The organism is Nocardia wallacei (genome assembly GCF_029868745.1).
GTDB lineage: Bacteria > Actinomycetota > Actinomycetes > Mycobacteriales > Mycobacteriaceae > Nocardia > Nocardia wallacei_B.
Genome location: NZ_JARWOP010000259.1, coordinates 13,198 through 28,838 on the forward strand (window position 1 = coordinate 13,198; position 15,641 = coordinate 28,838).

The following is a 15,641-nucleotide window of genomic DNA, read 5'->3' on the forward strand; positions in this document are numbered from 1 at the left end:
CCGGACATTTGCACAAAGATCGGTTGCAGGAACAACCACCTTGGCGTGCGTGATTCGGCGAGCCGGGGTTGAGCAGGCAGAATGAATCAGTTCGTATCGAGCGCCGACCGGTTCGAAGGAGTGGGAGCCCATGCTGGGCGATGACCGTTGGGTTGAGGTCAGTCCCTCACAGTTCTCCTGGGAACAGGAGGGCCTGCAGATCGTTCGGCAGTTGCTGCCTGACGCCCCGCCCTTTCGTGCCTGGTCCAACTTCGAATTCCGCGACAATCACGGCCGTTGGCACGAAATCGACCTCGCGGTTCTCGCGCGCGATCGGCTGTACCTGATCGAGCTCAAGTACTGGAAGGGTGTCCTCTCGGGCGACGACTACCGCTGGGCCCGTACCGGGCACCGCCCCGCGGACTCTCCGCTGTTGCTCGCCCGTCGCAAGGCGCAGTACTTCAGCAGCTTGCTCAAAGACAAACTCGCAGAGATCAGCCGGGGCCAAGCGCCCCGTAATACCGTCCCGTGGGTGCAGGAGCTGGTATTTCTGCATCACCCGAAGCTGGTCTGCCAGCTTCCGCTCGGTTCACGCCAGGGACTATGCGGCCTGGACAGCGCGGTTACCACCTCGGGGTTGCAACCGATCTCGGAAGTCCTGCTTGCCCCGGCCGACCGCAAGCCGGTGTCCGAGAAGCAATCCGCGTTGATCGCCGGATTGATCGACAAGATCGGCATTGCCGAGCGGCGACAGCGCGAAGTCGGCTCCTGGGTAATCGACGATCCGCTCGACGACGGCGAGGGCTGGCAGGACTGGAACGGCTTTCACCACGCAGACCAGCGACAGCACGTCCGGATCCGCTTCTACCCGCAGAAGCCCGGCACGTCGTCGGCAGAGCAAGTGGAGCACGTGCGGGCAGTCGAGCACGGGTTCCGCGTCCTCACCAGGCTTCGCCACGACAGCATCCAGGTGCCACGCGATGTGGTGAAGGACGTCGAGCTGGGCGTCGGCCTGGTCTTCGACCAGCCTACGGACTACACACGGCTCGACCTCTGGCTGGCCGAGCACCACCTCGGCTTGGAGCAACAGCTCGAACTGCTGCACGAGATCGCCGGCGCGGTGCGTTACGCGCACCGGCACCGGGTCGTGCATCGTCTGCTGTGCCAGCGCGCAGTCTCGGTGCGCCTGAGTGGAAGTCGCCCGGTTTCGATGGTGACGGACTGGGACAACGCGGGTGTACTACCGGCGAATGCGGAAGCCGGAGTCACCAAGATCTCGTCCGGCCCGCTGTCCGGCTTGGCGGGTGACACCACCGAGGCCCGACTGCTGGCTGCACCGGAGGGCCGCCGACCCGCCGACCCGGCCCGCATGGATGTCTTCGGTCTGGGTGTACTGGCCTATTTCCTGCTCACTGGAGTCTCGCCTGCCACCGAGCGCGGCGAGCTACTGGAGCGATTGCGCCGCGATCACGGGCTGGACCCGTCCGCGGATTTGCCGCAGATCTCCTCGCCACTGCGCAAACTGATCATCGATGCGACCCGGCCCGGTCCGGCAGAGCGACTGGGCAGCGTTGCCGAATTTCTGGCGCGGCTGGACGAAGTCCGCGCCGAGCTGGTCGGCGTCGAAGGACGCACCGATCCGCTGGAGGCCGGCCCCGGAGCGTTGCTCGATGATCGTTTCGAGTACAAACAACGCCTGGGCGCCGGATCCACCGCGGTCGGAATCTTGGTGGCGGACCGGCAGGCCGGAGGCGCGAAGCGCGTGCTCAAGGTCGCCAAGGACGATTCGGCTGCGGCGCGGCTGCAGGCCGAGGCAGATGTTTTGGGACGTCTCGACCACGACCGTATTGCCCGGTTGCAGCAAGGCGTCGTACCGGTCGGCGGCCGGGCAACCCTGGTGTTGCAGTTCGCCGGCACCACCACCCTCGCCGAGGAGCTGTCCTCCCGCGGGCGCCTATCCATCGATCTGCTCGAACGCTGGGGCGTCGACCTGCTCTCCGCACTGGTGGCGTTGGAGCGCGAGGGTCTGGCCCACCGCGACATCAAACCGTCGAATCTCGGTGTGTGGTCCTCCAGCGGCCGCGCCGACACCCACCTGGTGCTGTTCGACTTTTCCATGGCCGGGGTCGACCCCAAGGATGTCAACGCCGGGACTCCGCCATATCACGATCCGTTCCTGGGATTGGGTGGCCGCAAACAATACGACAGCGCCGCCGAACGCTACGGTGCTGCGGCTGTCTTGTTCGAGATGGCCACTGGCCGCACGCCTCAGTACGGCCCCGATCCGGATGCCAATGCTGCGGTCGTCGACGATGACGTCAGCATCGAACTCGGCTTCTTCGAATCCGCGGTGGCCGATGCCCTCGCGGCGTTCTTCGCCTCTGCGCTCTCGCGTGAGGTGTCCAACCGCCCGGATACCGCCGAGGACATGCTTCGTGGCTGGCGTCGCGTGTTCAACGAACTCGACACCGCGTCCAAGATCGTCGACACCGACGCCGTCGCGGCCAAGGCCACCGTGGGCACCCCGCTCACCGATGCGGGCCTGTCCGCCCGCGCGGTTTCCGCGCTCGCCACCGCCCAAGTGGTGACGGTCGGCGAACTGCTCGCACTGGACCCGGCCAAACTCAATTGGCTGTTGGGCAAGGAAGGTAAGGCCACCCGTCAGGAGGTCACCAAGCGGCGTGCGCAATGGCAGGAGAAGCTCGGCGAGCAGCGGGCCGTGTCCGGCGGTGACCTGCTCGATCTCGATCAGGCCGTGCAGCTGCTGCTGGCCGCGGTGCCGAAGAGCCGCGCGGGCACCAAACGCCAAGCTGCCGAGCTGCTGCTCGGTGAATGCGTGGGACTGGATGCCTTCGCCAATCAGAACGAACTCGGTGCCGCCCTGTCGAAGACGCCCATGCGCGCCGGGCAGGTGCTGCGGGAACTGCAGAAGGATTGGGGCGAGAACCACGCCACCCGGCAACTCCTCGACGACGTAGTCGATGTTCTTCGCAAGGTGATCGCCGACTTCGGTGGAGTCGCCGCCATTTCCACCCTCACCTCCGAAGTCCGTGCGCTGCTGCCCAATTCGGACTCGACCGAACCGGACAAGCTCGCGGACCGCAAGGCCGAGGGCCTGATCCGGCTTGCCTTCGACCGCCTCGCCGAACACGAAAAGGCCGAGGGGGAAACCGAATTGGCACGTCGCCGCCATGGTGGCCGACTTGCTCTCGTCGCCGAGAACGAGGTCCTGCTGGCCGCCGCCGAGGCCGTGGGCCGCCGAGCCGACGAGTTGGTCTCGGATCGCGCCACATCGGTTGTCCCCACTGCAACCGCGGTTCGTGAGCTGAGTCAGGTTTTCGTCAGGGTGTGTGAGTCCGCCGACCTCACACCACCCGCACTATCTCCCGACCGGCTGATCCGCCTCGCCGCCGCCGCGTCGCGTTCTGCCCGGGCATCCGGTCGCAGCGAACTGCACAACCCGGGCTTGCCTACCTCAGTCGCTGTCAAGACGGCGCTCGCCGGCCTCGCTCAGTCCGCAAGCCTGGAACCGTCCGAACTGCGGGACCGGGTCGCCACTCGCTTTCCCGCCATCGACAGGCTGCCGCCTCGGCCCATGCTCGATCGCATCGTCGAGAACGCGGACCTGGGCTTGGATTTCCGCGACGGCCGATACCGCTTCCACACGATCGCTCCTGCCAGCGACTCCCGCCTGCTCACACGAGACGGGGCCACCAACGTCCCTACCCGTGCCGAGGGGACGACCACGACCGGCTGGGTTGGCTTCGACGAAGCCACTCGGACCGCCATCCTGGGCCGCAGCATCGACGAACACGGATTCCTCGCCATCGGCGTCACCATCGGCCGACGCCCCGGCAACCACCTGCGCGCCGCCGAACAGCTCGCCGCCGAGTACCACGGGGAGATCGTCGATGTCACCGGCGAAATCATCGCCGCTATGCGCAGTTTCGCGGAGAACCGGGTGCCGTGGGACGTGGTACGAGCCGCGGATGCCGCCACCCCATCCTCGCGTGATGCACGCGGGTTGCGGGCCCTCGTCGACCAGGTCGTCCCCCAGGCCATCAGCGACCTCGACAAGCGAATCTTCGGTCGACCCGCTGCCGGCCCTCTGATTCTTACCGAACTATCTCCGTTGGCCCGTTACGGATTTCTCGACGCCGTGGCCCGCTGGAGCGACCTCACGGCGCAGCGGGCCCGTCCTGTCTGGGCGATCCTGCCGCAGATGTGGCAACAGCGCGGCGCCCAGATCGACGGCAAACCAATCCAACTCGGCGCGCCCAGCGGCCAATTCGTTGAGTGGCAGAACAATTCCGCAATCGAGAGGGTGATGTGATGGCCGGCATCGACGGTCTGGTTCCGGCGCTGCGCAAGCTGGTGCTCACGCTGGAAAACGACCTACGTGCCCGCGTCGACGGCCCCGACGATCTAGACCGTCAGCCCGAGGTACACGACCGCTGGTACGCCGAATACGAAGCCGCCCTCAAAGCCCGCCGCACCGCGGCCGCTTGGGAGGCATGGCGCGACGAACGCGTCACCCAGGCCGCTGTTGCTTGGGTGCTGCTCACTGTCTTCGCCCGTTATTGCGAGGACCACCGACTGGTGTCGGTCAACTGGATCTCCGGTCCGAACCCTGACGCTCACGCCCAGGCTCTCGACGCCCGTCGCGCGTACTTCCACGCCCACCCCGAACACACCGACCGGGAGTGGCTGGAACAGATCAGCACTCACTTCGCCAAGTTCGATGCCACCAAGAGCCTGGTCGACGATTACTCTCCCATGCACGTCGTCGCCCCCTCCGGCGATGTCGCGCTGGAGGTGCTCGAATTCTGGTGGGACAGAGACGAATCCGGCGAGCCTCGCTGGTCATTCTCCGATATCGGTACCCGGTTCCTGGGCGACGTCTACCAGTATCTGTCCGAATCGGCTCGCAAGACCTACGCGCTGCTGCAAACGCCGGAGTTCGTTGAGGAATTCATCCTCGACCAGACCATGGAACCTGCATTGGCCGAACGACCGTTGGAGGGGTTCACCGTCATCGACCCGACCTGCGGCTCGGGACATTTCCTGCTGGGCGCTTTCCAGAGGTTGCTGCGGCGATGGGAGCGGGAGGCACCGGGGCTCGGGCGACGGGCCCTGGTGGGCCGGTCGTTGAAAGGTGTCTACGGAGTAGATATCAACCCATTCGCGGTAGCCATCGCACGATTCAGACTACTCGTCGCGGCCTTGGAGGCCAGCGGCGACCAGAGCATCGAGAAGGCAATCGGCTTCGAACTGAACCTCGGCTCGGGCGATTCGCTGCTGTGGGGGGCACAACAACAAGTTTTCGAGAGCATGATTACCCTCGGCCAGGATCAGTTCTCTTACACAACCGAGAACGCGCCATTGCTGAGGGCGATCTTCGAACGGAAGTACGACGTGGTGGTCGGGAACCCGCCATATATTACGGCAAAAGATACTGTACTCAATGCGCGCTATCGCGAGCTCTATTCGACCTGCCACCGCAAGTACGCCCTGACCGTCCCCTTCATGGAGTTGTTCCACGCCTTGGCGCGGTCCGACAAGGGCGGCGCTCATCCCGGCTGGGTCGGCCAGATTACATCCAACTCGTTCATGAAGCGCGAGTTCGGTTCGAAGCTCATTGAAGAGTTTCTTCCGACACGCGACCTTCGTCTAATAATCGACTCCGAAGGCGCCTGGATTCCCGGCCATAATTCAGATGGCACCCCTACTGTTATTTTGATTTCCACTGGAGGTGCGGCGTCTTCCAATAGCGTCCGGGCCGCACTAAGCAAAGGAATCCGCGAAACGAGTGATGTCGGATCTACCGGAGACGGACCCGTATGGCAGTCGCTGGTAAACAACGTTTCAAATCCCGGTTTTGAAGACAACTTCATCAACATTGTCAACCTTCCTCGATCAACAATAGCAAAACACCCGCTGAGCCTCTCAGGCGGTGGAGCGGCCGATCTTGTCATGCTGATAGAGGGCAATGCATCAGAACGATTGGGGTCCAAGGTAGCGCGGATCGGATTCTTCGGAATCATCGGCGCCGACGACGCATTCATCGTCCCCAAAATGATGCAAGGAAATTCACAAGCAGAGGGATTTCGCCCACTGTCCCGGGGTGAAGAAATTAGGGACTACGCCATAAGTTCCCGAGTTTCAGTATTCTTTCCCTACACCGAAGGTCATAAGCCAGTTGCGCTTGATAAATTCCCTGCTACGGCCAAACACATGTGGCCCATGAGAACCGAACTAGGCAACCGCACGACATTTGGTGGCGGCACATATTTTTCCGAGGGTCGCCCATGGCATGAGTGGCACCAGCTACCTGAAGATGTAAATACTTCCAATCTGGCTATTGCATACGCCGAGGTGACATCAGTCAACCATTTCTCAATAAACTGGGAAGGATATGCTTTAAAACAGACAGCGCCGATAGTTAAGCTCCGGAAATCGGCGAACGTCGATCAACATTTAGGGTTACTCGGAATCCTCAATACTTCAGTTTTCTGTTTCTGGCTCAAGGAGAAATGCAAACCCAAAGGGGGCGCCTCTCAACACCTGTGGACCCGCACATACCAGATCAACGCCAAAACTCTCGAAGACGCCCCGCTGCCGTCGGCCTACCCGCTGGAGCGTGCCCGTAAGCTGGATAGCCTTGCCAGAGAGATCGCAATGCATTCTCCTGCCGCAGTCGCCGCGCGGTCGGCTCCGACCTATGAAGCATTGGAACACGCTTGCCGCGAGACCGAGCGATTACGACGCCTCATGGTTGCCCACCAGGAAGAACTCGACTGGGAATGCTATAAGGCATATGGCCTGGTCGATTCCTCCCTTACAACCGGTATCGATGTGCCCGAGATCCAGTTGGGTGAGAGGCCGTTTGAGATCGCGCTCGCTCGCCGGATGAATGACGGCGAGGACATTCTTTGGTTTAGCGAACACCGATCCACACCTGTCTGCAATATTCCCCCGCACCTCCCAAGCGAATACAAGTCCCTTCTGCAGCGGCGACTCGACGCGATTGCTTCGAACACCCACCTCCAGTTGCTGGAGAAACCGGGATGCAAACGTCGTTGGACGATAGAGAAACGCGGTGGCGGAATCGTTACCTGGGAGGATCAAGTTGCCGACGCACTGCGGGATTGGATCCTTGATCGCATCGAGGACCGGGCCTTGTGGTTCGATCGGGAGGAGCGGCCAACACCGCGGAGCGTCGCGCAGTTAGCGGAGATACTCGACCGGGACCAGGGCTTCACCCGCGTTCTGCGCATGTGGGCAAGCAATCAGGCAGTCTCGACTAGCGCGGCGCTCAAGACATTCCTGGCCGACGAGGGTGTGCCGTTCCTGGCGGCCTACCGCTACAAGCCCGCCGGGCTGGAGAAGCGCGCAGCCTGGGAGCGAACCTGGGACCTGCAACGCCGCGAGGACGAGGGCGAGAAGCTCGACGCGCCAATCCCTGTGCCGCCCAAGTACAAACCCACCGATTTCGCCAAGCAGTCCTACTGGTCCCGCCGCGGCAAGCTGGACGTCCCGAAGGAACGATTCATCAGCTACCCCAATGCCGGCCGCGCCACCGACCCCACCGAGCTACTCGGCTGGGCCGGCTGGGATCACGGCGAACAGGCGATCGCCCTGGCAGGGTTGATCGAGGACCGGTTGCAAGAGGGCACCCCGGAATCCGCGTTGGTCCCACTGCTCGCGGGACTGATAGAGCTGCAACCATGGGTGCGGCAGTGGCACGCGGAGGTGGACGCCGCATTCAGTGACAGCGTGGCAGACACCATCGACGAGGAGATCCGCAGCCGCTGTGTGCAATTCGGCGTCACGGCCGAGGAGGCATCGGCGTGGCGGCCACCGGAGCAGGCGAGACGGGGCGGCGGACGCCGCAAGAGGTCCGAGGAGACGGCATGAGTACGTTGCTGAAAGATGTCATCGAGATCCCCGAGCACGCGGGCACCGACGATTACGTGCTCAAACTGACCGAGAGCACCGGCGACGAACACATCCGCACCACTCTCGACGAGTATGTGCTCACGCCCTCACTGGAGCAAAACCTCACGACGGCACTGCAATTGGTCGCGGACGCGACTCGGCAGAACCAGTCGAAGGCGGCACGGCTGCTCGGCTCGTTCGGTTCCGGTAAGAGCCACTTCATGGCGGTGCTGTACGCACTGCTGGGGAACAACCTGGGTCTGCGTGAGGGCGAGAACCTCGACAAGTTCAAGAACCTCACCGGGCAGTGCGACGAGAGCCTGTCGGGGAAGAAGATTCTCCGGCTGACCTACCATCTGCTGGGTGCGAAGAGCCTGGACGAGGCGATTCTCAAAGGCTATGTGCGGCAAGTCCGTACGCTGCATCCGGACGCTACGCTGCCGCCGGTGCACCTGTCCGACGGGCTGCTGGAAGACGCCGAGCGGCTGCGCGGTCGACTCGGTGACAACACGTTCCTCGAGCAGCTCGGCGGCGACCAAGCGCCCGGCGACGCCTGGGGTGCGGTGCTCGGCGGCGGAGCGTGGGACATCGACAGGTACAAAGCGGCGCTCTCGGCTCCGCTGGAATCGACCGAGCGTAGCGAGCTCGTCACCGCTTTGGTCGACAACCTGTTCGGGTCCTTCACCAACCAGGCCGACTTCGTGGACCTGGACACCGGGTTCGTCCTGATTGCCGACCACGCGAAAAGCCTTGGCTACGACGCCATCGCACTGTTCCTCGATGAGCTGGTGCTATGGCTGGCGTTCTCCGTCCGCGACACCGAATTCTTCTCCCGCGAATCGCAGAAGATCTCCAAACTGGTGGAGGCGGCGGGCACCCGGCGCGCGATCCCGTTGATCTCCTTCGTGTCTCAGCAGATGGACCTGCGTAAATGGTTCGGCGACGCTGGCGCCTCCGGAGCCGAGCAAGAGGCGCTCGACCGCGCTTTCCACTTCCAAGAGGGCCGGTTCCTCAAGATCGAACTCGGCGACGACAACCTCGCGCAAGTGGCACATGCCCGGCTGCTGAAGCCGAAACCGGGGATGGAGCAAGTGCTACAGGAGGCGTTCCGCAATGTAACCCGCACCCCCGAGGTGTGGGATGTGCTGCGCGACAGCATGAATACCTCCGACGATCACAAGGGTGCATCGGAGCAGGAGTTCGAACTCACCTACCCGTTCTCGCCGGCGCTGGTGTCTACGCTGCGGGTGCTGTCCAGCGTGATGCAGCGTGAACGGACCGCGCTGAAGGTAATGCAGCGCATGCTTGTCGACCGGCGTAACACGCTTACCGTCGACGACCTGATCCCGGTAGGCGACGCATTCGACTACATCGTGTCGGGCAACCAGCCACTGGACTCGACCATGGCCGGCAAGTTCAAGGCGGCAACGGAACTCTTCCAGGCCAAACTGCGCCCGCAGCTGATGACCAAACACAGTGTCACCCAGCAGCAGCTCGACCAGGGCACGGTCCCGGACGGGTATCGCACCGGCGATCGGATCGCGAAAACTTTGCTGCTGTCGGCGATCGCCGAGAAGGTACCGGCGCTACAGGACCTCACGGCGAGCCGGCTGGCGGCGTTGAATCACGGGTCGATCCGGACTCGCTTGCGTACCGGCGCACCACGAGTGGCGTTGGCGGCCGTGCACGAGTGGGTCGAAGGAGGCGTCCCCGAAATCAAGGTCGGGGACGGCACCAACCCGGTGATCCATGTGATGCTGGCCGATGTCGACTACGAGTCGGTGCTGGAGCGGGTGCGTGGCGAAGACAATATGGGTCGGCGGCGCGCGTTGATGCGCAAGCTGGTGCACCATGCGCTCGGCGTTCCCGACCAAGATGATCTCAGTGGCGCGGCCACCCGCCAGCTGGTATGGCGCGGCAGCCGTCGCGAGGTGGACGTGGTGTTCGGCAACGTCCGAGATCCCAGCTCGGTGGTGACCCAGGCGTTCGAAAACCGGCCCGGCACATGGCGTTTCATCGTCGACTACCCGTTCGACGAGAACAACCACTCCACGGCCGAGGACATGCAGCGGCTCGAACGCCTGATCTCCGGCGGCATCGACCGGCACACGGTGGTGTGGCTGCCGTACTTCTTCACCGACGCGGCATTGGACGAGCTCGCCAGTTTGGTGAAGCTGGACTGGCTGTTCCCTGCCAACGGCAACGCCGACCGCTGGATCGAGCACTCCAACCACCTGTCCGACGCCGACCGCAGCCAGGCCCTGGGCATCCTGAAGAACATGCACAGCGGCCTGACCACCCGCTTCGAGACGATCCTGAAACAGGCATACGGTGTGGAGGCGGCAGAGCACAAGTGGCTCCTCGCGGACTCCGAGGTCCGCACGCTGACCTCGCTGAGCATGGACTTCGAGCCCCGGCTGCCCGCAGCGACCTCGATGCAGGATGCCTTCGACAAACTGGCCGATCAGGCATTCACCAATATCTATCCGGCCCACCCGGAGTTCGAACCCAGCAGTGAGGAGGTTCGGCCCGCACAATTCGATCTGGTGCGCAACTACGTCGAGAAGGCATGTGCGCATCCGGAGGGCCGAGTGCCCGTCGAGCGCGACGACCGCAAGACACTGGCACGAATCGCGGGGCCGCTGCGCGTCGGTACCGCTACCGAGACCCACTACCTGTTCGCAGAGGACCGATTCGCGTTCTGGGCAGGCGAACTCGACCGCGCCGTCAACGCCGCAGGTATGCAGGCTCCGCTGACGGTGGGCGTACTGAAGCGTCACATTCAATCTCTCACTCCCGCATGGGGCTTGCGGCCAGAGGCGATCGACCTGGTGATCAGTGCGTGGACGCTGCTGCGTAAGCGCGCCTGGGTGGAGGCGGGCAGCTCCATTCCCACACCTGCCGTTGGCAAATTGCGCGAACACATCGAATTGCGCGCCGAGCGGCTGCCTGGGAAACAGTCCTGGGACGCGGCTCGCAATCTCGCGTCCGGGCTGGTCAGCTACACCAGTCCACGCACCTATCTCACCGGAGCGAACGTGGCCGAGTTCGCCGATCAGATGCGATCGTGGGCGTCCAGGAAGACGTCCGCGCTGCAGGACGTGGTAGATGAGCTGTCGCAAGCACATCGGCGGCTGAGCTTCACCGCCGAGGACAACGACCGGATCGCGGTGACGCAACGGCTGATGGAGTTCGTGCGCACCATCGAAAGCACCCGGGACAACGTCGCGCTGATCGATCATATGGCCGCCACCGAGTTCCGGGTCGGCGTACCGACGGCAGCAGGTATCCAGAACGAGGCGGAGGCCGACGCCCGAGCGCTGCGCGGGTTCAAATGGCAGCTCATCGACGCCGTCATCGCGGGATCCGATGCCGCCGACTCCCGCGCCGACGAGGCCCGCGCCTTGCTGCGGCACCTGCGGGAGGTGATCTCCATCCCGGGTCGGCATCTCGCCGGGGAGTTGGGTAGCGCGGAGAATCGCGTGGTCGATTGGGTTGTCACGGGCCAGGTTCCAACACCACAGCCAACTGCTCCCGGCACTGCTACCGTCGGCACGACAAGACCGGAATTCGTTGCGACTGAACCGCAACTCACGGACGACAGCTCGATCCCGGCCCCGGCCACCGACCCTGAAACGGTCACCCTGCACGGGCTGGACGACATCGACTCGATCACGTCCACTTTGACGGCCGCCTACGGGAAGTACGGCAGCCGGGTGCGGGTGAGCTGGTGGGTGGAGGATCAATGAGCTCGTTGATCGCCACTCGGCCCATCATCCTCGCCAAATTGCGCAAGGCCTCGGACGCGAATCACCGGTCCGGCGTTCTCGCGCTACAGGCACAGCCGACGTGGAGCGAGGGCGACTTCCGGTATGACGGAACCGACGTCGCCGTGGTCGGATGTCCGTCGCCGCTGGCGATCTGGGAGGCCATCGGTGGCCGCAAGCCCGATCAGTGGCTGGTGATCCTCACCAACGTGTCGAACGAGGATCTCGGCATCGGTATCCAGGCGCACCTGGTGGATGGCCGCGTGCTCGCGGCGCAGCCGTGGGATGCGGTACGCGGCAACTTCTCCGCGACCACACTGGAACCGGCTCTGTATCAGTCCAGCAGCAACGACCGCGGCCTTGCCGAGGGGTTGCTCGCGGTACTGCCGCCCGACGCGTGCCTACCCGCGCCGGGCGGCGTACTCACTCGCGACCATGCGCTGGCGGCGGTAGCACGCAACTCGCTGAAGGTGACCGACCAGCCGGATACCGAGATCGACCCACTGGCGGTACTCGAGTGGAGCCTGCGCCCAGACGCTGCGGCGGATTTCGCAACGCTGCAGAATCAAGGCGGACCGGAATTGACGGTTGCGGTCCGATCGTGGCTGGCCGAACGCTCCGGACGACTGGAGCCGATTGTGACGTCCTTGCTGAAGACGGGAAAAATCGCCGAGCTCGTGCCGTTGGGCCTGGTGGCGAGCGTGATCGTCCCGGGCAGCCCAGCCGGACTCATGGCCCTCGGCGAACTCAAGGGCCGTTACGGGCTGACCTCGTTGAGCCACGAGGATCTGCGCGACTGGTCTCGCGACGCGGCGGGTCTCGTCACCGGCCCGAAAGACACCATGCCCGACCAGGTTCGGCAGTCGGTACTGGATATCGCCGAACGTCGCGCGCACGAGCTCGGCCTGGATGATCCCGCGCGCGCCTCGGACCTGCTACCGCAAGGCATCGCCCACCGCATCGACGCACTGGCACAGGCCATTACGGCCGCACTACCGAACGATGAGGTGACGACCCTAGCCGGGATGGAGTCGGCATGGCAGTCGGTTCAGCACCACGCACTGGCCGAGAGCCATCCGGAATGCCAGGCGCTGGAGGCCGCAGTCCGACTGGTCCGATGGCTCGGTTCCGTCGACCCAACTCCCGCCGACCTGGCCGAATACACCCAGCGCCATGTCGATATCGACGCCTGGGTGGATGCTGCCTTGTCCACCGCCCGCCGCGGTGCGACGTCGCCCGGATTGGTCGACGCGCTCGGGCTGGCGATCAAGCAGGTGACTGCGCGCCGCGCACAGCGAGACGTGGCCTTCGCTGCCGCCCTCGCCGACGCCGAGCAGCCCAACGTGCCGGTGGTGGAGAACCTGATGCACCAGGTCGTACTCCCGCTGGCGAAGAACCGGCCGACTCTGCTGCTGGTGATCGACGGTCTGTCCATGGCCGCCGCCACCGACATCGTCCGCGACGCGCAAGCTCGCGGCTGGTCGGAGGCCGCCCCGCTGCAGCGGCACAGCCGGGTCGGTGCACTCGCGGTCCTGCCGACGCTGACTCTGCGCAGCCGTTGTTCCTTGCTGAGCGGTGAACTGCGCGAAGGCACCGAACGCGATGAACGCCAAGGCTTTACAGCACTACTGCGGGCACACGGCCTGCAGCCCGAGGCGGGTAAGCCCGACCCGATCTTCCACAAGGGCGCACTGGACACCAAGACCACCGGCGCCAAACTGGCCGCCGAGGTGAGGAATGCGATCGCCGACACCGAGGGTTGCCCGCTGGTGGCCGCCGTGCTGAACTACGTCGACGACATGCTGCACCACGTCGGTCCGGGCGGCACCACCTGGAACATCGCGACCATCACCCATCTGGAGCCGTTGCTGGCGGAAGCCCGTGCGGCGGGCCGTGCCGTGGTGATCACTTCCGACCACGGCCATATCATCGAACACCGCAACAGTCACAAACGAAATCGCATCAACGCTGTCGGGCAGCGAGCCCATCTCGATCTCGACACCGTGGAAGCGGGCGAGGTGCTCGTTCGCGGGCCACGGGTGCTCACCGAACCGCGCTCCGTGGTGCTGGCGGTCGACGAGACAATTCGCTACGACCGGTTGAACGCCGGCTATCACGGCGGTGGCTCGCCCGCGGAGGTCGTCGTACCAGTGGTCGTGCTCTACACCCGCGACTGCCCCGCCGGCCTCACTAAGCTCGGCGCAACCGAGCCCCCCTGGTGGTACGGGTCGGCGCAGGTCGTGGAACCCCCAGTGCGCGTGGAGAAACCGACGAAGCCACACAAGCTGCCGGTCGACGAGATACCCGCCCTGTTCGAAAAAGAGGTAATCGAGACCGCACCGGAGGCCACTCCGGCCACCGCTTCGAGGCTGCCCGATCGAGTGGTCGGCACCGCAGTGTTCGCCGAACAACGAAAGCTCGCCGGTCGGCTGGTGGTGGACAACGAACAGTTCGTCGATCTCCTGACGGCCCTGATGGCGAGCCCAGCGCACGAGATTACGCTGGCACAGGCGGCAAACGTCCTGAAGGTCGGTAAGGCACGTGTCGCCGGCCCGCTCTATCAGATCAAGCGCGTCCTCGACGTCGAAGGGTACGAGGTGCTGTTGATGGGCCCCGGCAGTGTCCGGCTGGACGAGGCACTGCTACGTGAACAGTTCGGGATAGCAGAATGACCCGGGCCGTGTCGCCGCGGCGGCGCCGCGAAATACTGGATGCGCTGCGCCGCGGCACCGTACCGTCCAACGGCCTCGACCAACTCGCCGTCGGGCTCGCCCGGTTCGAAACCGAACTCGACACCGAGCTCGACGTCGTGGCCGCAGGTGGCGGCGTGTTCAAAGCGGTGCGCGGCGAATACGGCTCAGGTAAAACCTTCTTCGCCCGCTGGCTGGCCGACCGCGCAATGCGCAAACAGTTCGCCGTCGCCGAGGTACAGATCAACGAAATCGACACGCCGCTGCACAAATTGGAGACGGTGTACCGGCGCAGCATCGAATCCCTGCGCACCGCAACGGTGCAGCCGAGCGCCCTACGGCCGATCCTCGATTCCTGGCTGTTCACGGTGGAATCCGACGCCGAACAGCAGGGTATCGATCCGGATACCCTGCTCGAACGGCGGCTGGCCGACGTCGCCACGCGGGCGCCGGTGTTCCCCATGGCAATCCGTGCCTATCGCCGTGCCACCGTGAACGGCGGGAATGATGACGCCGACGGGCTGGTGGCCTGGCTGGGCGGCCAACCACACGTCTCGGCCACGGTGAAACGGACCGCCAATATCAAAGGCGACCTCGACCACTTCCTGGCCATGGGCTTTTTGCGCGGTCTGCTGACCGTGCTGCGCGACGCCGGTCACCCGGGACTGCTGCTGGTCCTGGACGAGGTCGAAACGCTGCAGCGGGTGCGCAGCGATGCACGAGCCAAGGCGCTCAACGCATTACGACAGTTGGTGGACGAAGTTCATGACGGCCACTATCCCGGGTTGTATCTACTGATCACCGGCACGCCCGCATTCTTCGAGGGCCGGCAAGGCGTACAGCTACTTCCGCCGCTCGCCGACCGGCTGCACACCGACTTCTCCGGGGATCCGAAGTTCGACAACCCACGGGCACCGCAATTGCGTTTAACCGGTTTCGACCTCGATAAACTCACCGAACTCGGTGGCCGCGTCCGCGACCTGTACGCTGCTGATGCGAAATCGTGCGACCGCATCGCCACGACCGCCGACGACGTATTCCTGTGCCGTTTCGCCGAGGCGGTTGCGGGCGCGCTCGGCGGGCGTGTGGGCATCGCACCACGACTGTTCCTGCGCAAACTGGTGGATGTGCTCGACAAGATTGATATCCACGCGGATTTCAACCCCTACCAGGACTATGAGATCCACATCGCCGATACCGAACTCGGCGAGACCGAGCGGGAAGCCCTGTCCGCCGACGACGTGAACCTCGAGCTGTGAACGATTCG

General features: G+C 64.3%; 5 protein-coding genes. All 5 read left to right on the forward strand.

From position 1 onward, the window contains the following. The first annotated feature begins 130 nt into the window (after window positions 1–130). The 5 genes from pglW to brxD are packed head-to-tail and all read left to right on the forward strand — an operon-like array spanning window position 131 to window position 15,633. Window positions 131–4,312 (forward strand): BREX system serine/threonine kinase PglW, encoded by a 4,182-nt coding sequence (gene pglW / locus QH470_RS23455; protein WP_280274516.1) that lies wholly within the window; start codon window positions 131–133, stop codon window positions 4,310–4,312. Beyond that, window positions 4,312–7,896 carry a BREX-2 system adenine-specific DNA-methyltransferase PglX gene (gene pglX, locus QH470_RS23460; protein ID WP_280274517.1) on the forward strand — a complete coding sequence of 1,195 codons (3,585 nt, stop codon included), beginning with the start codon at window positions 4,312–4,314 and terminating at the stop codon, window positions 7,894–7,896. The genes pglW and pglX overlap by 1 nt, the downstream gene beginning before the upstream one ends. Beyond that, on the forward strand, window positions 7,893–11,666 hold the full coding sequence (locus QH470_RS23465; protein ID WP_280274518.1) for a BREX-2 system ATPase PglY family protein: 3,774 nt from the start codon (window positions 7,893–7,895) through the stop codon (window positions 11,664–11,666). The genes pglX and QH470_RS23465 overlap by 4 nt, the downstream gene beginning before the upstream one ends. Continuing rightward, on the forward strand, window positions 11,663–14,356 hold the full coding sequence (pglZ, locus tag QH470_RS23470; protein WP_280274519.1) for a BREX-2 system phosphatase PglZ: 2,694 nt from the start codon (window positions 11,663–11,665) through the stop codon (window positions 14,354–14,356). Before QH470_RS23465 ends, pglZ begins: the two co-directional genes overlap by 4 nt. Beyond that, complete coding sequence (gene brxD, locus QH470_RS23475) at window positions 14,353–15,633, forward strand: BREX system ATP-binding protein BrxD (protein ID WP_280274520.1); 1,281 nt, start codon at window positions 14,353–14,355, stop codon at window positions 15,631–15,633. The genes pglZ and brxD overlap by 4 nt, the downstream gene beginning before the upstream one ends. Window positions 15,634–15,641 lie beyond the last annotated feature (8 nt).